The organism is Pseudomonas sp. E6002, from assembly GCF_013385565.1.
Taxonomy (GTDB): domain Bacteria; phylum Pseudomonadota; class Gammaproteobacteria; order Pseudomonadales; family Pseudomonadaceae; genus Aquipseudomonas.
Genome location: NZ_JACAPT010000044.1, coordinates 67613 through 86566, shown reverse-complemented (window position 1 = coordinate 86566; position 18954 = coordinate 67613). Strand labels below are relative to the sequence as shown.

16 protein-coding genes, 1 tRNA gene and 1 pseudogene are annotated in these 18954 nt (G+C 52.6%); 13 read left to right on the top strand and 5 right to left on the bottom strand.

The annotated features are described in order from the left end of the window. Positions 1–1140: 1140 nt before the first annotated feature. Positions 1141–1530 carry an acyl-CoA dehydrogenase family protein gene (locus tag HX815_RS28580; protein ID WP_177029300.1) on the bottom strand — a complete coding sequence of 130 codons (390 nt, stop codon included), beginning with the start codon at positions 1528–1530 and terminating at the stop codon, positions 1141–1143. Positions 1531–2169: 639 nt separating this feature from the next. Between HX815_RS28580 and HX815_RS28575 the strand changes: the two genes are divergently transcribed. The 10 genes and pseudogenes from HX815_RS28575 to HX815_RS31795 all read left to right on the top strand — a co-directional run. Next, entirely contained in the window at positions 2170–2343 is a 174-nt protein-coding gene (locus tag HX815_RS28575; RefSeq protein WP_177029299.1) for a hypothetical protein, read from the top strand. 27 nt (positions 2344–2370) lie between these two features. Then, positions 2371–3048, top strand: coding sequence for a hypothetical protein (locus tag HX815_RS28570; RefSeq protein ID WP_177029298.1), 678 nt, complete (start codon positions 2371–2373; stop codon positions 3046–3048). Next, positions 3045–4478: an MBL fold metallo-hydrolase gene (locus HX815_RS28565; protein WP_177029297.1), complete on the top strand. Its 1434-nt coding sequence runs from the start codon at positions 3045–3047 to the stop codon at positions 4476–4478. The genes HX815_RS28570 and HX815_RS28565 overlap by 4 nt, the downstream gene beginning before the upstream one ends. Next, on the top strand, positions 4456–5436 hold the full coding sequence (locus HX815_RS28560; RefSeq protein ID WP_177029296.1) for a hypothetical protein: 981 nt from the start codon (positions 4456–4458) through the stop codon (positions 5434–5436). Before HX815_RS28565 ends, HX815_RS28560 begins: the two co-directional genes overlap by 23 nt. A gap of 4 nt (positions 5437–5440) precedes the next feature. Next, positions 5441–6526, top strand: a complete 1086-nt coding sequence (locus tag HX815_RS28555; protein ID WP_218169028.1) for a YcaO-like family protein — start codon at positions 5441–5443, stop codon at positions 6524–6526. Then, positions 6519–7787: an MFS transporter gene (locus HX815_RS28550; protein ID WP_177029294.1), complete on the top strand. Its 1269-nt coding sequence runs from the start codon at positions 6519–6521 to the stop codon at positions 7785–7787. Before HX815_RS28555 ends, HX815_RS28550 begins: the two co-directional genes overlap by 8 nt. Further along, positions 7784–8605 carry a hypothetical protein gene (locus HX815_RS28545; RefSeq protein WP_177029293.1) on the top strand — a complete coding sequence of 274 codons (822 nt, stop codon included), beginning with the start codon at positions 7784–7786 and terminating at the stop codon, positions 8603–8605. Before HX815_RS28550 ends, HX815_RS28545 begins: the two co-directional genes overlap by 4 nt. A 2-nt stretch (positions 8606–8607) precedes the next feature. Further along, the gene (locus HX815_RS28540; protein ID WP_177029292.1) at positions 8608–9693 is read left to right on the top strand and encodes an arginase family protein; all 1086 of its coding nucleotides are present in this window, start codon (positions 8608–8610) and stop codon (positions 9691–9693) included. A 540-nt stretch (positions 9694–10233) separates the two neighbouring features. Then, positions 10234–10722 carry a helix-turn-helix domain-containing protein gene (locus HX815_RS28535; RefSeq protein ID WP_177029291.1) on the top strand — a complete coding sequence of 163 codons (489 nt, stop codon included), beginning with the start codon at positions 10234–10236 and terminating at the stop codon, positions 10720–10722. After that, positions 10719–10961, top strand: a pseudogene (locus HX815_RS31795) (hypothetical protein); the annotation flags it as partial. The gene HX815_RS28535 and the pseudogene HX815_RS31795, both read left to right, overlap by 4 nt. A gap of 154 nt (positions 10962–11115) precedes the next feature. Here HX815_RS31795 and HX815_RS28530 read toward each other — a convergent pair. The 3 genes from HX815_RS28530 to HX815_RS28520 all read right to left on the bottom strand — a co-directional run bounded on the left by HX815_RS28530 (position 11116) and on the right by HX815_RS28520 (position 13171). Then, on the bottom strand, positions 11116–12339 hold the full coding sequence (locus HX815_RS28530) for a tyrosine-type recombinase/integrase (protein WP_177029290.1): 1224 nt from the start codon (positions 12337–12339) through the stop codon (positions 11116–11118). A gap of 165 nt (positions 12340–12504) precedes the next feature. Continuing rightward, positions 12505–12581 (bottom strand) — tRNA-Met (locus HX815_RS28525). Positions 12582–12850: 269 nt separating this feature from the next. Further along, positions 12851–13171, bottom strand: coding sequence for a DUF6124 family protein (locus tag HX815_RS28520; protein WP_177029289.1), 321 nt, complete (start codon positions 13169–13171; stop codon positions 12851–12853). A gap of 426 nt (positions 13172–13597) precedes the next feature. Between HX815_RS28520 and HX815_RS28515 the strand changes: the two genes are divergently transcribed. Then, entirely contained in the window at positions 13598–14815 is a 1218-nt protein-coding gene (locus HX815_RS28515) for an MFS transporter (RefSeq protein ID WP_003208347.1), read from the top strand. A 114-nt stretch (positions 14816–14929) separates the two neighbouring features. On the opposite strand, the gene HX815_RS28510 is transcribed toward HX815_RS28515, so the two are convergent. Then, positions 14930–15475 (bottom strand): RNA polymerase sigma factor, encoded by a 546-nt coding sequence (locus HX815_RS28510; protein ID WP_003208348.1) that lies wholly within the window; start codon positions 15473–15475, stop codon positions 14930–14932. Positions 15476–15738: 263 nt separating this feature from the next. Between HX815_RS28510 and sctW the strand changes: the two genes are divergently transcribed. Both sctW and sctV read left to right on the top strand, forming a co-directional pair. Continuing rightward, positions 15739–16833 carry a type III secretion system gatekeeper subunit SctW gene (gene sctW, locus HX815_RS28505; RefSeq protein ID WP_177029288.1) on the top strand — a complete coding sequence of 365 codons (1095 nt, stop codon included), beginning with the start codon at positions 15739–15741 and terminating at the stop codon, positions 16831–16833. Next, entirely contained in the window at positions 16830–18926 is a 2097-nt protein-coding gene (gene sctV / locus HX815_RS28500; protein ID WP_177029287.1) for a type III secretion system export apparatus subunit SctV, read from the top strand. Before sctW ends, sctV begins: the two co-directional genes overlap by 4 nt. Positions 18927–18954: the final 28 nt, after the last annotated feature.

The following is an 18954-nucleotide window of genomic DNA, read 5'->3' as shown; positions in this document are numbered from 1 at the left end:
CTTTTCGATCAGTTAGGCATACACATAGGCATACACGCCGTTGGGGGGATGTACGTTCTTCCCTCATATCTGAGCTTGGCATGATGCCACCCGTCTTGACGCAACGAGATCGCGACCTCGGAGACTGATCCATTAAAAACGGCCAATCTGGATTGGACGTTTTAACCGTTTGCCGCCTTTTACAAGTGAGTCCCTTTACATGGGAATGCGGAGCCTTCCCATGTACAGGGACTTGGCCTGAAGAGCGCAGACAAGTAGGGGCAAGTGCGGCAGTTGCTACTCTGTTGCCATGCTGCATGGATTATGCGTTTTATCGTAATCCAATAAGCCGGCGACCTATTGGCCGCCAAACCCTCCGATCAAGCGATCTTTGATCGCGCCGATCGGAGGGTTCACTCGCTTTTTCTCGAAGCCACCTCGTTCCACTTCCCAATTTTCAAATTTGATTAGCGCCACGCTCGCTTTCACCCTCCAGTAACTTCCCGCGATTTCTATAGCGGGCAGCGTCATTTCAGCGTAAGTTCGGATCTTTTCGTTGGGCATGTATGCAGTTGTGTCGACAGCGGCGACGCCGGCGACAACCCACGTGGAACGTGGTCTGGAGCATGGCGACAAAAGTGGCGACAGTCGCCACTTTTTGAGCGCTTTGGTAGTGATGCTTGACCGCCATTTCGAGTGGGTATAAAAATTGGCGCACGGACCGCTGTCGTTGACAGCACCAGCCCAGGTAGCCAGAACCTTCAAGGCTACGCCACTTGCGTGGTGGTTCTCCCAAAGTGCGATTAGCATCCGGCGGCTCGCACGATCACTCCCCAAGAGTGATGGACGCCTACTCGACTTATCTGTCCACTGCGACAGACGATGGACCTTCCTCGCTGCATTGCAGCAACCTCACCTCTCGGCACAATTCGCTGCGCCAGACCGCGCCCGTCTCTTTCTCCTGGAAAGATGCGGGCGCTCTTAACACTGCTGCAAGCCACGTCGTACTAGGCATTGCCGCAACTCTCCTCGTGACAATCGGCATGACAAATCCGATTTATCGCTATCCGCAACGACACAGATAGCCATCTTCGAGAATCACCGTACCGCTTGATGTGGTGCGCTGACCCATGCTAGTCCAATCATCTAAGATTTTTAAACCTAGCGGCCTTGCTCCACGAATGCTAGTTGCGGATTCCCGGTTTCATCGATGACTAATACTCCAAGCCAATGGGCAAACATAGATCCTGTGCAGTAGCTTTTACGACCATTGATGACTAAGCCGCTGGAACCTGCATGCAGAGTAGTTCGAACATCTTGTACGTGCTCACCAGAGCTCTCTGAAATTGCATTGGCGAAGCGGTTGCCTTTTAAAACTAATTTGTAATAAAACTCCTTTTGAGCTTCTGTGCCATGACGCCGTAAATCCTCCAGCAAACAGAAATGGTTCTGTGGAAGTTGCCCAATTGACGAGTCAGATGCGGAGAGCATAGCAATAACTTCCACCACTGTCGCATAGGAAACATCTGCGCCGCCATACTCCCTCGGCACCGTAATTCCCCAAAGACCACTATGAGAAAAAAATCAATCACTTCATTGGGTGCACTTCGGCTCTGACCACGAGCTGAGTCATTACAGATCAGAGCTGCGGCCACCTTGCCTGCAACATCAATAGCATCAGCGTCGTCGCGAATGATATAGGCGTTTGTGCTTTGGTTAGAGAAAGTTGAAAACAGATCTGACATAGCAAAATCTCCTCGATTAATAGCCATCAGAGGCCAGCAGGACTCGTGCCAGAAGAAATCAATGGATGGAGCTAACAAAATCGTCTCAACTGTTGAAAACCAAACATACTGTTAGCCCCCTGTTGCCCAGCCAACACCAAGGCACAATAAATGAATAAAAAATAAGAAAATCACCAGTTATAGAGTTATGAAAATAAAATATAACGATAGCCCACTTTTCTGGATTACATTCTGGTCACAGACAGCGTCGCCATGTTGGCACCCGAACACAAGTAGTGAGGTTGAAGCCTTGGTCTCAGATCTGCCGCGGTTGTAATCAGAACAGGCTACTGCGCTGACAAACCGTTAATGATCACAATATGACACGGCGTAGATAACTCTATCGCTCAATAGTATATAAGGTCGTATGACCTATAACGCGGTAAACATCAATATGGAGATTTACATGAAGAAAAGCGACAAGAGCCAACCGTTGAAAGCTGCGCGCCAATCAGCCTCAAAGCTGCCCAAAGGGAGGAATTTTGATTTTACTATCGAGAAAGGAGATGCCAAGCCAATCTATATTGTTGAAACGCTGGATGAAGACATGGGAGGTTGGACTGCGGCTCGCTGCATGTAAATAAAACAGAGTGCGCAGGCGATTCGTATGAACTATATAGAGCTGTATGGACACTCGTCTCGCCTGCTGCACGAATTACAGCATTGGGGATGGCGAAGAGCAGAGATTCAACAGTATTTCCTAGCGAGACTGCCACCCCAAACAGCTTTAAAGATAGAGTCCGATCTGGTTGAGGGCGATCCTGCACAGTCCAACGAAGTCAGAGGTATCACTTGTCGAGAGTTTGCCACGTCCCCTATTAACATCTCGAGACTGTCAGAACTATTGAAAAATTCAGTAGGCACTTTGAGCGAGCCCAAATATGCAAGAGCTGGCGGAGTAACCGCGCTAAGATTTAGCGTTTATGCAATTAGCTCGATAAACAGTGGCTACGACAGCTATAAGTACGATGCGGTTAATGGAAAACTTGTCGAGGCAGGGAGGCGTTATCGCTCAATCTTACACTTTGTAGACTCCCAAGATGTAAACTTCACTCCAGCACTTATCGTGGCATCAATGCGCCACCAAGATCGAAACCAATACCGCAACACCTATGATCTCGCGCTGATTGAAGCAGGGCAGGCATATCAACGGATTGAAGAGGCTGCATTAAAGGCCGAGCTGCGAGTGTGTGCGATGGGAGGTGTGCGCGCCGTGAGAGGCATCGCTGGGGAAGGTAACTTTCCACTTTTAGGGATAATCATCGGAGAGAGGAAGTCGCTATGATCGTTACATACCTTGGGCATCAGGGCTGGGCATTTGACACTAGCGTCGGGACCGTATTTCTGGATCCTATTTTTAAGACAATAGGTAACGCTGGCGTCCAGCTCCCGGTATGGCCAGACCGAGAAATAGATACTAAGTCTCTGCCGCGCATCGGTGGCCTAATTATCTCACATGAACATTCAGACCACTTTGACATAGATACGCTATTGAGAATGCCTTGGAGAGGTACTGTCTACATTAGCGATCGTAGTAGCCAGGCGATTTTCGAACTGCTCGTGGATCTTGGCTACACGCCTGTTCGGCTAGGAGCATATGACGAAATCCAATTCGGAGACGTGAACTTCAGGCTATTACCACTTGCATGGTCACTTCTAGAACCGGACGCATACGGCTACTTGGTTCGATCAGACGATGATACGAGCTTTTTCACTAGCGTTGACGGCATGCCTCACCAAGAAACAATACAGTGGCTTAAGAAACATTGCCCATTGCGAACCGTAGACAATTTTACAAACAACTACCTTGAGCCTTTGCCGGAGTTAACAACTGGCGACGGGGCTGACAAACAAGCAGTAGGAATGATGGTTTCCAATCTAATATCAAGTGTGAATTTGCTTGCGCCTCGCCGCGTGGTTATGTCAGGTCAAGGATGGTCATATCCACCCAAATACTCTGAATTGAACCATCGTTTCTTCAGCGTCACTCATCAAGCTTTACTGCCAATAATGCAAGACATCTACCCCGATATTAGGTGGCAAGCTCCCGAGCCTGGAACTTACATCGGCCTTGCTGGTGAGGAATGCGATGGAAGTACTGCGTCTTATGTGATAGCGCGCTCACCGACTAATCGTGACTATCATGACTATACGAGAGCTCTTTCAGGGGAACCATGGTCACGGAACCGCTCGCTGGGAAAGAGGGCCCTGGATAAGGTACTAGATTTTATTCAAATCGAATTTGCTCGAAAGATTGATACGTATGGCCACAGACTTATCAGACGACTTTACGAGCTATCACTTAATCCTACGACAGATCTGATGCCAACTATAGCTTTACGTATTTTGAATGGTGACGACGCTTATCATTTCATTATGGATCAAGGCTGGCTGCGATTTGTATCAGCTACCGATGACCTAGACATACGGTCCGATGTGGCAGCAGGAATCGAGATCTGGGCATCTGATTTAGAGCTGCTTATAAACGGCAATGAAGAGCCCTATCTCGTGTATGAAACCGCAGTTAGGCGTTGGTGCAATGTTTCGTCTTTGATATCTTCCTCTGTGCATGTTCATATTTTTTTAGCATTCGGCCCTCGCAACCAACCTGAAGAGTACTTGGAAGGCTATCGAGCTAGACTTCGTAAACTTCGACAAACTGAATCTAGCGCTAAAGAGTTGAGGTGCAGAGTTGAAAACATTACTTCCCCTTAGAGAACAGCCATCATTTAAAATATATTTGCCGCAGGTACTGGGCCTTGCGCCAAACGTCACACTGGAAGAGATATCTGACGGGGTTGAGGTGAAAAGGCACGCATCGTGTCTATCCATTAACATTCCAAGCGCTGCAAAGGAAAGCTTAATACATAACTTGAAGGAGGGATGGTGCACCGATAATTTGTCAGCATCATGGCGCCAGCTTTTAGAACACCTCTTAGGTGCGGGCATGATTATGGCGCGTGGCGAGGCGCCTGCGGGCAGCGTCCACGCAGCCGATGCATTTGCAACAATTTCGCGGGCGATAGACTGCGCATCTAGCCAGGCGTTCCCTCCAAATCATGCCCTCAATGATTTGATAAAAGGAGAATGCTCTCTTCAAACAGTGAAACGGTGGATCATCGAGAATTATCATTTCACAGCGGCTGCTCGTCACCACATTGCCCCTGTGCTTGACCATGATATGTCATTCCTAGAAAGGGAGATGTGGTTACGCCTTCTAAAAGACGAGTCATGGCACTGGCGAATTTATCGTAAAGTGTTCACGCAACTCGGTTTAACATTTCAAAACGTAGACGCTATGACACCCGATCCGACAACCACGGCGCTTGTCTCAGCATTAACGGAAGCGGCAATAGCAGGACCAGTTGAATATGCGGCAGCACTTGTATTTATCGAGCGCCCCCCCATGGTTGCTTGCATAGAAGAGGATCCCTTGTATGGCGCGCTCCTTCTCAAATACGGTCTTGAAAGAAAATCTGTACAACCATTGTGGTGGCACGCGCTCGAAAATCGTCACTCCGGTCATTCCTCCCTGCCAGCAGTAATAATTTCCAACAGACTCCATATCGCCAGAGAAGTTGTAGGCGATGCGTGTACTCGTGCTACCCAGGTGGTGGCGGTCGTTGGACGGTGGCAGCAATCGATTCTAAGCAGAACGCCGCACGAGGCTTAACCTAGTGAAATCATCCCATCGAATTGTGCCGACCCCACTTGAAGGTTTTTCCTCGTGGTCGGGCCTGCCGCTCGTGACATATGGCCAAGGAACATTCTGGGCTGCTGGTCGAGGAAGGACGCTTAACAGCAGGTTGAATAGTTCCCAAGGTGAGTCGGTCGAACGAGCAACTATTGCTAATCGCACCTCTGGTCGACTAGCCCCTAGAAAAGCGCTCAGAGGCGCTGTAATCGAACCATATGAGCTTGGTCTAGATCTAGATTGGGAAAGACCTTTCGGAGTAGTCCCTTTCGATAAAAATACCAACGTTCGCTGGGAAGAATATATTTCCATTCATGATCAAAAGATAGCTTGGGTACATGAGCCTTTAGAAAAAGAGCTCGCATTTTATCGACTAACTAGCAATGGCGCCGCAGTTGGTCGATCAGCCGAGCATGCCGTACGTTCAGCTATTAATGAGCTGATTGAGCGAGATGCGTTTATGGCTTGGTGGTATGGCCTGTCGGGCGCAGTGAATATCGATGTATCGGTTGCTCAGCTCTCCAAAGGCTATGATCTGTTAGAAGACGTCCAATGGGAATACGATGCTATCCGGTTGAACTCTCGACCAGGCTATTGTGTCGTTATGGTTTGCGTATTCATAGAAACCCGGAGCAGTCCCTCCGGGGTGGTTGTGGGTTGTGCTGCCGAGCCGGAAGAAAAAGGAATTGTGCTGCCTACGCTAAGGGCATTTGATGAGTGCGTTCAGGCTGTGGACATAATGAGGCTTAATCAATCCGTCACCGGATCAGCACCACCTGGCGTACTGGGGAAATATTATTGCAGTCCCGCACGCGCAATACGCATCAGGGATCATTTGAAAAAATCCCGCCTAAATAACACTATAAATATTCTGGCACAAACGGCTGACATCTTTTTTAGATTATCTCGCAGCGCTGATACTGACTACTGGTTTGCACGAGCTGTATCACCACACACAATTCCCTTTAATCTATCACCCAAGGGTGCTAGACGTCAGCATTTTATGCTCAGAAATATGAAGCTCCGAAGCCCGTCTAAACTCCCCGTCGAGGAGCATCCTCTTGGTTAACAATGATCATCAGAACATTTGGCATGGTAAATTCATTATATTATTTACAGCATATACTATTTCTTCAGTCGGTGATCGGCTGAGCTTTGTCGTACTTCCATTTCTAATCCTGGCAGCAGGTGGCGGCGCAACAACAGTTGCGCTAGCTCTAGGCTCCCGATCGGTAGGGTTCGCCATCAGCGTTCTTGCCGGAGGAATTTTAGCGGACTCGTTAGGCCCCCGGCGAGCACTATTAATCAGCGAAATTTTGCGTTCTATAGTTCAACTAGGAGTAGTGCTAGTTTTCCTCTCACCCTCATTTTCAGCTACTATTCTCTGTTTACTAGCGGGCATCTATGGTTTGGCGGAAGGCATTGCGACACCATCATCACGCGCCCTATTGCCGCGCGTGGTCGCTGACCGTGATCTCGAACAAGCTAACGGCTACATGTCAGTATCCTACACAAGTGGCCATCTAATCGGTCCTGTCATAGCTGGGGTTTTAGTGGCCTCAGATCTCGGAGTTTTGGCTATCGCGATTGACGCAGTTTCGTTTGTTATTGGCGCTGCATTAATCTTTACGTTAGAGGATAAGTCAAGTGGAGTAGCCGCTAATAGTCGTCATTCGGCTCTAAGGCTATTTAATGAAGGAGTAGAAACAGTCTTCGCAAGGCGCTGGCTAATATGGTTGTTTTTGGCGAGCTTGGTATTGCATCTTACGAGCTTGCCTGCGGTTTATGCGCTTGGGCCAGTCTGGTCCGATACCTCCCTCGGCGGGGCGACAGCTTGGGGTACTCTGGTTACTGTGTTTGGTATAGGTGGAGTACTGGGCGGTTTGGTGGCTACTAAGCTACGTTCAAATAGGCCCATCTGCTGGTATTTTATTAGCCTAATTCCTATAGCCGCTCAGCCGATTTTCATTGGGTCAGGATACCCACTATGGGCGATCGCCGCTCTGCAATGCATTGCAGGATTTTCGCTGTCCATTCTCAGTGTAATGGAAGATGTCAGCATCCAGAGGGGCGTGCCTTCAGCTTTAGTAGCAAGAGTTGGCTCCTTAGCGACGTTTGTCTCAACGGTGACGTTGCCAATTGGATACGCACTAGTTGCCTGCATCGCTGATTATCTCGGTATTCAAATGGCGATGATTGGTATGGGGGTTGTTTGCTTTATTTTTGCTGTGTTTAGCTTAGCATTTCCCGGCGTCCGCGAAGTTTTACATCCTCAGCAGCCTGAAGACACACCCCTATCGCGGCCCCCTTCAGGAGTTACCCTTAAATGAATTGGCATTGTGAATATTGCTCGTATGCGTCGCATACTAATAACATCTACATTCGCGAGACGCCATGGAGCATTATTAAAAAGCTGTCCAATGACAGATGGGTAAAAAGAAATGCGGATATTCGACAAAGCCATTTAGAACTGGCCATTCTCTGTGAGCTTTCCAAAAAATTTTCTTGCCACGTCCCGCGAGTTACAGGTAGCTGCATGAAATGCGGCGCGATTGAGCTTGAAAATATTAATTTTGTTGATTCCCAAATTGACGGAAAGGAGGCCGCAACCCTCTGCGCGAAGATGTGTAAACTTATAGCGTATTCGAACGTTGAGGCCGCACTCCCCAATGTAACCCCTGGTTTTCTATTACAAAAACTAGCGACCTTTAAAAATAGACACTCCAATATTTCACCCAAACAATACAAGCAGATAAGTCTCATCACTAAGAAGCTGACGGCGATTTATAAGATGTCTAGATCGACATCTTGGGAGTCCAAAGTTATTCATGGCGACTTTCACCAAGGTAACGTTGGTGTTTCTATTGACGGATATATAGTGATACTTGACTGGGCTGACTGTGCAAAAATATTACTACCTGTAGGGCCACAGTCTTCGTCGGCTCTTATTTCCAGCCTATTGGTTAAGACGAAGAGCTTGATAGATCTTATATCCACTACAGCCAAACTTGAGCGAGGAGAAAACCAAGAGTTATTAACACGCCAAGACCGAGCCATTTTTGTGGTAAGCCGAGAGTGGCTAAATTTAAGACTACCCCCTTCGGCATCTAAATTTCGTGACGAAACAATCTCATCAGGATTAATTTAAAAGTGAAAGACAACGTCGATGTGCTGAATGTTTTAGATCAGGAATCAAACTCACTTAGCCGCAAACTACTCCGCCCGCCAGGCCTAGGTTTTTCATCTGCGTCAACTGGGCAAAGCCCGCTCGCTAGGCGGCTTCACCTCCTAATGTATGGTTCTGACAATGTTAAAGATGTATGGAAAAAATGGGCACAATCGCTAGAAAGCGTCGAGCACCCAAACTGCTTTATTTTAGGTGTTCCCGCGGACACCGGAAGCGGATCTGTTCGGGGAGCCGCTTATGGGCCCATAGGCGTTCGGGAGGCTCTGTATTCGAAAGGTGCAATCGACGGTGTCGATGCTGGTGATGTCTTCAGCGTACCTCATCTGCTTCATGATGACATGCTTAACCAAAAAACGCTTAACTCGATTCGTAATGCAGTGTATGGCACTGAAATAAATTTGCCAGTTAGTCCATTGTCTATAGCCGAGTATGTCTCACATTCTCTAATGAAGCATTACGACGCACCTTCTCTATTTACGATAGGAGGAGACCACAGTACCTCTGGAGCCATATTACCTCAGCTCATCACTGCGCATTCTGAGCCTATAGCTCTTATCGTTATTGACGGACATACAGACTTGGAAGAATCTCGTTATGGTCTCCCCTTAACATATTCAAGCTGGATAAAATATGCGGACAGCAGAGCACGATTACCCGCTGTGGTATTGATAGGGTCACCCTCCGTGCCCGACGTGGTAGAACGTTCTAATCGGCTGTTGTTGGTCGGCCTAAGCGAAACGAAGGCGGTTAAGAACATGCTTCATAAAGTCGAATCATGGCTCGATGAGCGCAACATAAAATCCATCTATCTTTCAATTGATATAGATGCGACGTCTCCCGACTCGGCGCCTGCGACAGGTCTACCGGCCGCCGATGGAGTTTCGGTTAAAAATATAATTACCATAATTTCAGCGCTTAAAGCACGGTATAAAGTTCGTGGTGGTGACGTGACCGAAGTGGCCCCGCCTCTCGGCACAGTTGATGTCTGGGCTCAAGAAAAAACATGTCAGACCGCCGCCCTGTATTTAAGAGCAATGATAGAAGGCTGACGACTTTGGTTCGGACCTGTTCGAAGCCTCCATGCATCTACTGTGCCTAACGTTCAGTAGCGATGCTTGAGGCAGACCGAGACGCGGTAATTTCAGGAGATGATGGCATTAAGCTTCCGCAGGAATCATCGTCCAAACGATATGGTCCGTGGCATTCGTCAGAGCCTATTCGCCATCTTCGCATTCTGTGTGGGTGAGTTGCGTTCTTAACACGGGGAACGGTGCAAAAAACACCCTCAACACACGATACGTCGTTCGATTTTCGATAAATAGCGGTGCGTTTCTACTCGATTACAACTTACCATCATTGAGCGGCAACTTGATTGGAACATCTCGAGAAAAATCATGCCTGTCACCAACTACGCGGGCAACGCCGAGCCCCTAGAGAGCGTACCAACGGTGCGCAACCTTCAATAAGCTCAGCCCTTTTCACGGTAAGCGGCCGGCGAACACACCTTCAAAATCCCAGAATTAAGGGTGATGGTGTCCGCGTATTTTGATCTGACCCCGAAATGTTGGACATCAACATCCAGGGGTGTCATGAAAAAGTACACAGAGCAGGCGAAATTGTCGGTTGTTGAGGATTACTGTTCGGGGAGCGCAGGTCACAGAGAGGTCGCGCATCGTCACGGGGTCAATGCCTCTTCGCTTCGAAAATGGATTGCGGCATATCAGGCGCTTGGTGCCTCGGGCCTCAAAAGTAAGAGAAAGAAGAACTACAGCCCTGAGTTCAAGCTGAATGTATTGCAGCGTATGCGAGAGGAAGAGCTGTCCTATCGCCAAGTCGCTGCCCTGTTTGATATCCGGAAATCCGACATCATTGGCGAATGGGAGCGCAGGTATGATGAAGGCGGTTTGGAGGCCTTGTCCCGGCAGCCAGGAAGCGGACTTCACAAAAAAATGACAAACCCCATCCCGTCCATTCAGCTTGAATCTTCGGACGATGAAGCTCGTACGCGTGATGATTTGCTGGCGACGCACGCAAACCGCATCGACGTAGGGAGCGTCTACGTTGGAGGTCGGCGATGACGTCCGAGTTCGATATAGCCTTGTTTCTGCACCCCATGCTCAAAGATACACATGCCACGCCGCAGCGACACATCAGGCAAGCAGAAAGGATGAACGAGGTGATTCGTGAGCACTTGGGTTGCGCGACTCCCTGGTCCTGGAGAGAAAATCACGTGAGATGGTTTATGGAGCACTATCTGCTTTGCTCTGCGCCCGCGACCGTCTATTGCTATGAATTAATAGCAGGATTAAATCGTAGGTGGCGTGAAAGTATTAAAGGTGGCAGTCAGCTCGATTTGGATAAGTGCTCACCAAACCGTGGCATCACGCATCTAAATGGTCGATTTCAAGCTAAGCCTATCAGAACGCTCTGCGGACGATCTTCGCTGGGCAAGAAGCTGAGAGGCCGTAGTTTTATACGGCTTCGATATTTCCTGTTTCTAGCCCGTCAAGATGATCGGCGTACCACTGCATCATTGTTGTACGTTGCTCCAGATAGTGAGCCTTGTTATAGATCCCTCGGACACCTGGCGGCTTGTGACTGAGCTGGGCTTCAATGTGGTCCGCTGGAAAACCGTGCTCGTTGAGTACGGTGCTTGCAATATGACGGAAGCCATGTCCAGTCTGTCGTCCTTCGTAACCAAGGCGCCTTAGTGCCATCAGAAAAACGGTATCGCTGCGAGGCTTGGTTCGATCACTTCGACCAGGGAATAGCAATGGGTACGCTCCCGTGATTTTCCGTAGCTCATTAAGAGCGCTTAATGCCTGCTTGCAGAGTGGTACAAGGTGTTCACGCCCTTTTTTACGGCCTTTGCGTTCAACGGGGACGGTCCAAAGCCGTTTGTCGAAGTCGAACTCAGTCCAGTATGCCTCTCGGAGCTCGCTGGGGCGGACAGCCATGAGGGTAAGCAGCTGGAGGCCAAGCTGAACATCTTTGGCGTGAGGGTATGATCGTATTGCTCTGAGCAGCGCAGGAAGTTCTTCAAGAGAGACATGGGCGTAGTTCTCGGCTTTTCCCGATGACAGAAACTTATGAACCCCCTCTAAGGGATTGTTCATCGCCCTGCCGGTTACGCGAGCCAGGTCATAGATGTCTTTGCAGTAAGCCCTTACACGACTCATCTGCTCCAGGATTCCCTTACGTTCGAGTCCTCTCAAAAGCTCCATCCATTCCATCGACATGATAGAGACATACGGACGTTTTCCGACAAGGGGAAACACATGGCGTTCCAGGGCTCCAAGTACTCTCTTCGCTGTGCCGACATCCCAGCCACCCAAGCGAGAGGTATGCCATTCACGAGCCAAGGCTTCAAAGGTTTCGTTTGTTGCTGCTACCTCCGCAGCTTTTCTAGCTTTCTTGGCGGCTATCGGATTTTTGCCTTCTGCTGCATCCGATCTCAATTCGGCAGCCTTTTGCCGGGCAAGGGCGCCGCTGACTTCTGGGTAACCGCCAAGCCCAAGCCACGACCATTTGCCGTCTGGCTTCTTATAGCGTAACTCCCACGATTTCTGGCCGTTAGGCTTTACTCTGAAATACAGTCCCGAGCCGTCTAGCTCGCGGTAGGCACCCGTTTCAGGAGCAAGGTTGACTAGTGCGGTATCGGAGAGAGGACGGCGTTTAATATCGCTGCGCTTCATCCGTGTATGCCTCCAGTTCAATTTTTATTGAAGCATACATGGGGGCATACAGGATGTGAAGGATGCGGGTAGATTAGCTTGGCCGTCCAGAAACAAGAAAGCCCGCACAGGGCGGGCTTCTTGAGGTGATTCATAGACTACTGTAGACATCTATGGATCGGTACTTGGTGGCTACACAGGGACTTGAACCCCGGACCCCAGCATTATGAATGCTATGCTCTAACCAACTGAGCTATGTAGCCAAGTGGCGCGCATTATTCGCGGAGAACGGGAATGCGTCAAGCGCTTTTTTTGAAAATTTATCTACGCTATCAACTGTTTAACGGGAAACACCGGGTTTGGTGACGAGCGGTTGGGGTTTGCGCAGGTCCCAAGGCAGCGAAGATCAAAAGGTGGGAGCGGGCTTGCTCGCGAATGCGGTGTGTCAGTCAGCAGAGGTATTGGCTGGTCCACCGCCTTCGCGAGCAAGCCCGCTCCCACATTTGATCTGCGGTGTTCTGGCGTTCGCGCGTCAGGTTTTGCGCGGGTGCAGGCACTCTATCGAGCGGTCGACCATGGCCTTGGCGATTTCCAGCAGGTGCCATACGGCGAGGACTTTGGCACGCTCGGGGCTTTGCAGTTGTTCGCCACAGTCGAGCGCGGTGGCCGAGGCGCTGTGCAGCAGGTCGGCAGTGAAGAGCAGGGAGTCTTCGAAGCTGATTTCGTCGCTGATGGCGTAGAAGCTGGTCGAGGGTTGCGGCGGGTCGGTGGGCAGGTAGTGGTCGAGCGCTCGGGTGAAGGCGGCGCGGTCTTTGGCCTGGTCACGGGGTGGATCGGGGACAATTTTAAACATGGCATAGCTCCTGATTAACTTGGAGCCGTACCGCTCGCGACTAAACGAAGGGTGGCGGCTGTACGCAGGTTAGTCGACCGGCTAATCAGGAAAACCCGGCGCACCCGAAGGTGCCCTGCGCACAGCCACCATGAAACCTCATGGGAGCATGCGCCTGATATAAGTCCGGGCGACTAAACCCGATCACTGAAAACCAGCGACGGACCGAAGACTAGCCACCGACTCCCCCAGGCACAAGGCCGAAAGATTCTCTAGGAAACGTCCCGCAAATTAAAGGGATTCATCTTGCTGGCCCTTTACAAACCATGACCGCTGCATCGATTCATCTACTCGTTAGCCTGCTAACGGGATAGCCTTCCTGCACCCAAAAGTGGCACATTGTCGCACCTGCACCTGTGCATCCATCTGCTGTACGGAAAACCTCCCATGGCTCTGAGCAATTCCCAGCCCTCCGTGGCTACGACGCCTGCCGCCGGGCAAACCAGCCCGTTGGTGATGCGTGTAATCGGCGCGGTGGCGCTGGCGCATTTGATCAATGACTTGATCCAGTCGGTACTGCCCTCGATCTACCCGATGCTCAAGGCCAATTACGGCCTGACGTTCACCCAGGTCGGCCTGATCACCCTCACGTTCCAGCTCACCGCGTCCCTGCTGCAGCCGTGGGTGGGTTATTACACCGATCGCCATCCCAAGCCGTACCTGTTGCCCTGCGGGATGATTTGTACGCTGGTGGGCATTTTGATGATGTCCCAGGTGGGCAGCTTCCCCCTGATCCTGCTGGCGGCGGGGCTGATCGGCATCGGCTCGTCCACCTTCCACCCGGAAGCCTCCCGCGTGGCGCGCCTGGCCTCGGGCGGGCGTTATGGTTTGGCGCAGTCGACGTTCCAGGTGGGCGGTAATGCCGGCTCGGCCTTCGGCCCGTTGCTGGCGGCGGCGATCATCATTCCGTTCGGCCAGGGCAATGTGGCCTGGTTCGGCCTGTTCGCGGTGTTTGCGTTGTTTGTGCTGTATGCGATCAGCCGCTGGTACGCGCACCACTTGAACCTGTTCAAGCTCAAACAAGGCCAGGCGGCCACTCACGGCCTGTCCAAGGGCCGGGTGCTGAGCGCGCTGGTGGTGCTGGGGCTGCTGGTGTTTTCCAAGTACTTCTACATGGCCAGTTTCACCAGTTACTTCACCTTCTACCTGATCGAGAAGTTCGACCTGTCGGTGGCCAGTTCCCAGCTGCATCTGTTCCTGTTCCTCGGCGCGGTGGCGGCGGGCACGTTCTTTGGCGGGCCGATTGGCGACAAGATCGGCCGTAAGGCGGTGATCTGGTTTTCGATCCTCGGGGTGGCGCCGTTCACCTTGCTGCTGCCTCATGTGGACCTGTTCTGGACCAGCATTCTGAGCGTGGTGATCGGCTTTATCCTGGCCTCGGCGTTCTCGGCAATTGTGGTGTATGCGCAAGAGTTGGTGCCGGGCAATGTGGGGATGATCGCCGGGGTGTTCTTCGGTTTGATGTTCGGTTTTGGCGGGATCGGTGCGGCGCTGCTGGGGCACCTGGCAGACATCCACGGCATCGAGTACGTGTACACGCTGTGCTCGTTCCTGCCGCTGTTCGGGGTGTTGGCGATTCTGTTGCCGCGTACCAAAAAGGCCTGATACCAGGTCAATCGAGTCGGGCAGATATCCCTGCTGCCCAACGCTTGCGTCAAACGGGTAAATCAACTGCTCCTGCAAAGGGTGTCGGCGTTGCGCCGGTGCCCTGATTTACGCCTACAGCGGGTTGTAGGTGGCCCGCTTCAGGTGTTCGCGCGCCCGGGACAAACGTGAGCGCACGGTGCCAATGGGGATGTCCATGGCGTCGGCGGTGTCCTGGTAGCTGCCGTCGGTCTCCAGTGAGGCGTACAGCGTTTTACGCATTTCCAGCGGCAAATCCGTGATCGCCCGCAGGGTTCTTTCGAGCTTGCGGTTGACCTCGAACTGCCAGTCCAGGTTGTTGTTGTCTTCCTGCCCATGCCACAGCGCCTCATCGAACTCGCAATGCACCGGCTTGGCATACATGCGCCGAAAGTGATTGCGGATCAGGTTCTGGGCAATCCCGCACATCCACGTGCTGACGGTGGCCTGGCCGCTGAAGCGGTCTCGGCTGCGCCAGGCCTCCAGGTACGTCAGTTGCAGAATATCGTCTGCATCTTCCGGGTTGAGTACGCGTTTATGAATGAAGCGCCGGAGTTTCTTGTGGTGGTCTTCCGACAGGTTCTGGATGGAGCGGTGCGGGTCAGGTGTAAGGTGAACTAAAACATCGATAGGGATATCCATGATTTTTTCCTCAGGGTAGACACGGTCGAAATGATTTCGACGGGAACCCTCTTAGCACTGCCTGTGCCAAGGGAAAAAAATTCACAACTAATTGATTTATATAAATAAATATCTTGTTTCCAGGCTTTTTTGTGCAAGGTTTTGCACAAGTGGCTGCGGGCGCGTGCCGATCTTTTCACATGCCCGGTATCGTCGATAAACATGGAACCGTAACGGGATTGCCAGCCACACAAGGAAACGAAACTTCCTGTCCAGGCATCTCCATGAAACTTGATCCTTCTATTGATGTGCAAAAAAACCAGAGCCTGGATCAGCCTGTTCCAGCGAGTATTGATAACCCGCCAGTTCGCCAGGCACCCGCCGGGACGGCGGTCGACAATTTCGAGGCGCTGTTCGGCCTGGAGGTTGAACTCAACAGCAAGGCCTTGAGCCGGCGTATGTTGGGGCTGGGCGTGACGCCTGTGGCGCAGTTGACACAACTCTATGAGCAACTGGGCCATCCCGCTCAGGCAACACTGGCGACCATTGCGCGCTCCATCAGGGTTCAACTGTTGCTCAAGCCCAGCCTCGAGAAGTTGCTGGAGCTGACAGGAAACGACCCGGCCCGTACGTTTGTCGTACTCAAGCAGGTGGCTGCGCAGGCACAAGCTGAAGCGCGTACCTCCGAGGCGGCGCTGGCCAGCGATGCCCTGGCGCGGCTGGAGGTCCGCTTCAAGCCGCAGATCCAGGCCGGCTTGAACATCGCGCAGGCTTTGCAGGCAAGCAGTGACGACCCGAGTTTGCGGCAGGCGGTACGCAGTGTGTATTACGCCAGCGTGGTCGCCCGGCAATCGCTCGCCAGCATGATGCAGGCGCTGTTGGGGTTGTTCGGTGGCGATGAGTTTGGCCGCGGGTTGAAATTGATGCGTCGGGCCCTGGCAGACGACATTGCGGCGTATTGCCCTTCGCTCCCCACCGCCCAGCTGCGCACCTTGCTGTTGGGGTTGAGCAGTTGTGGTCAACTGGGCAGTGTGCTGGCCAGCTGCCGTGACTTGATCGATCTGCTGGCCGTATTGCACCCCGAAATTGATCGGGACACCGTAGCGCTGCTGCAGCGCATTCTCGGTTACGCGGGCACGGGCATCGCGTCTGCCGAAGTCCAGCGCCTGGCCTGCGAGTTGGGTGGGCCGGCATCATCCGTCCAGATTGTTTCGCTCAATGCCCTTTACCCCGTGCTCGGGAGCCTGCCCCTGGCGTTGTGGCGCGACAGCAAGGGCCGCCAGGAAGCGTTGCACAATTTCATGGTGGTAATGGATGAGTACGCTCGCATCGAACGAGGCTCCCGGCATGTCGGCGCGCTGCCGATAAACCACTCATGAGTGCGCTGCGGGCAGTCAACGCGATACTGCTCAAGGTTGCACAACGCGCCGAGGTGCTGGGTGCGGTCGTGATCCTGGGCATTGTGTTCATCTTTATCGTGCCGTTGCCGACCTGGCTGGTGGATATCCTGATTGCCGTCAACATTTGCATTTCGTGCCTGTTGATCGTGCTGGCGCTGTACCTGCCCGGGCCGCTTGCGTTTTCCTCGTTTCCGTCGATCCTGCTGTTGACCACCATGTTCCGCCTGGCGTTGTCGATTGCGACCACGCGCCTGATCCTGCTGGAGCAGGACGCCGGTGACATTGTGGAGGCCTTCGGCAACTTCGTGGTGGGGGGCAACCTGGCGGTGGGGTTGGTGATCTTCATGATCCTGACCATCGTCAACTTCCTGGTGATCACCAAGGGTTCGGAGCGTGTCGCCGAAGTGGCGGCGCGCTTCAGCCTGGATGCCATGCCCGGCAAGCAGATGTCCATCGACAGCGACTTGCGTGCCGGCCTGATCGATGGTGGACAGGCGCGCGACAAACGCGAGCAGTTGTCCCGTGAGAGCCAGCTGTTCGGGGCGATGGACGGGGCCATGAAGTTCGTCAAGGGCGATGCCGTGGCCGGGCTGATTATCGTGGTGATCAACTTGCTGGGCGGGTTCAGCACCGGCATGTTCCAGCATGGCATGAGCGCCGCCGACTCCATGGCGCTGTATTCGGTACTGACGATTGGCGATGGCCTGATTGCGCAGATTCCCGCACTGCTGATCTCCCTGACCGCCGGCATGATCATTACCCGTGTAGCACCGGCCGGGGCGAATAAAGGGGCCAATAACATGGGCGCCGAAATCGCCCGGCAAATGACCAGTGAGCCCAAGAGCTGGATCATTGCTTCGATCGGCATGCTGGCTTTTGCAGCGCTTCCGGGCATGCCGACGGTGGTCTTTATCCTCATTTCGCTGATGACGGGCTCGCTGGGTTATTACCTTATGCGTCAGCGTCAAAAGCAGGACGCGCCCGCAGATGCGGCGGCTGACGCCGTCCCGGCGGAGATCAACGGTGACGAAGACTTGCGCGCCTTTGATCCATCCCGGCCTTACTTGCTGCAGTTTTCATCGGGCCTGCAGGGCTCTGACCGAACAGCGCAAGTGGTTCATGGCATTCGCCAGGCCCGAAACCGCCTGGTTGCCCATATCGGCCTGACACTGCCGCCCTTTAACGTCGAGTTTATTCCCGCCTTATCCGACGATGAGTTTCGCTTTTGCGTGCACGAAGTCCCTGTGATCAAAGCTACCTTCGGTGATCGGGTAGCGGTGGAATCGGCGGCGCTGGGCGTCGAGCCACAAGCAGGTACCCAGGGTCTGGCGGAGCGAGACGAGCAAGACTGGTTATGGTTGGCGCCCGATGATCCGCTGCTCGACGATGCACAGCTTGAACGCCATACCGCCCATGACTTGATCATCGAGCGCATGACACGCGCGATGCTGCTCAGCGGGCCGCAGTTTCTCGGTATCCAGGAGTGCAAGTCGATTCTCAGCTGGCTCGAGTTCAACCAGCCGGAGCTGGTTCAGGAGCTGCAGCGGATCATGCCGCTTTCGCGCTTCTCTGCCGTGTTGCAGCGCCTGGCCAGCGAGGGCGTTCCGCTGCGCGCGGTGCGGTTGATTGTCGAGTCGTTGATCGAGTACGGCCAGCATGAGCGTGAAGCGGATGCCCTGGCCGACTATGCGCGAATCGCCCTCAAGTCGCAGATTCTGCACCAGTACAGCGAAGCTGATGGCCTGCACGCCTGGTTGTTGTCACCGCATACCGAGAATGTCCTGCGCGAGGCGCTGCGCCAGACCCAGACCGGGGTGTTCTTTTCCCTCGACAACGACAGCAGTGCGACGCTGGTGAGCTTGCTCAAGCAAGCCTTTACCGTGCGGGCCAAGAGCAAAAGTGTGCTGCTGGTTGCGCAAGACTTGCGCAGCCCCTTGCGGACATTGCTTGTGGAAGAGTTCAACCATGTGCCGGTGTTGTCGTTTGCCGAGTTGGGCAGTTCGTCGAAGGTCAAGGTGCTGGGGCGGTTTGACCTGAGTCAGGACGATCTGCTGCGTGGGGCCGTGGCATGAGTACTGTTTTGGCGATTGCGCATTGCCT

Excerpts from the sequence above, each read along its gene's own strand:
- HX815_RS28575 (WP_177029299.1), top strand. The coding sequence starts at position 2,170 with ATGAAGAAAAGCGACAAGAGCCAACCGTTGAAAGCTGCGCGCCAATCA.
- HX815_RS28570 (WP_177029298.1), top strand. The coding sequence starts at position 2,371 with ATGAACTATATAGAGCTGTATGGACACTCGTCTCGCCTGCTGCACGAA.
- HX815_RS28565 (WP_177029297.1), top strand. The coding sequence starts at position 3,045 with ATGATCGTTACATACCTTGGGCATCAGGGCTGGGCATTTGACACTAGC.
- HX815_RS28545 (WP_177029293.1), top strand. The coding sequence starts at position 7,784 with ATGAATTGGCATTGTGAATATTGCTCGTATGCGTCGCATACTAATAAC.
- HX815_RS28535 (WP_177029291.1), top strand. The coding sequence starts at position 10,234 with ATGAAAAAGTACACAGAGCAGGCGAAATTGTCGGTTGTTGAGGATTAC.
- HX815_RS28530 (WP_177029290.1), bottom strand. The coding sequence starts at position 12,339 with ATGAAGCGCAGCGATATTAAACGCCGTCCTCTCTCCGATACCGCACTA.
- HX815_RS28520 (WP_177029289.1), bottom strand. The coding sequence starts at position 13,171 with ATGTTTAAAATTGTCCCCGATCCACCCCGTGACCAGGCCAAAGACCGC.
- HX815_RS28515 (WP_003208347.1), top strand. The coding sequence starts at position 13,598 with ATGGCTCTGAGCAATTCCCAGCCCTCCGTGGCTACGACGCCTGCCGCC.
- HX815_RS28510 (WP_003208348.1), bottom strand. The coding sequence starts at position 15,475 with ATGGATATCCCTATCGATGTTTTAGTTCACCTTACACCTGACCCGCAC.
- sctW (WP_177029288.1), top strand. The coding sequence starts at position 15,739 with ATGAAACTTGATCCTTCTATTGATGTGCAAAAAAACCAGAGCCTGGAT.
- sctV (WP_177029287.1), top strand. The coding sequence starts at position 16,830 with ATGAGTGCGCTGCGGGCAGTCAACGCGATACTGCTCAAGGTTGCACAA.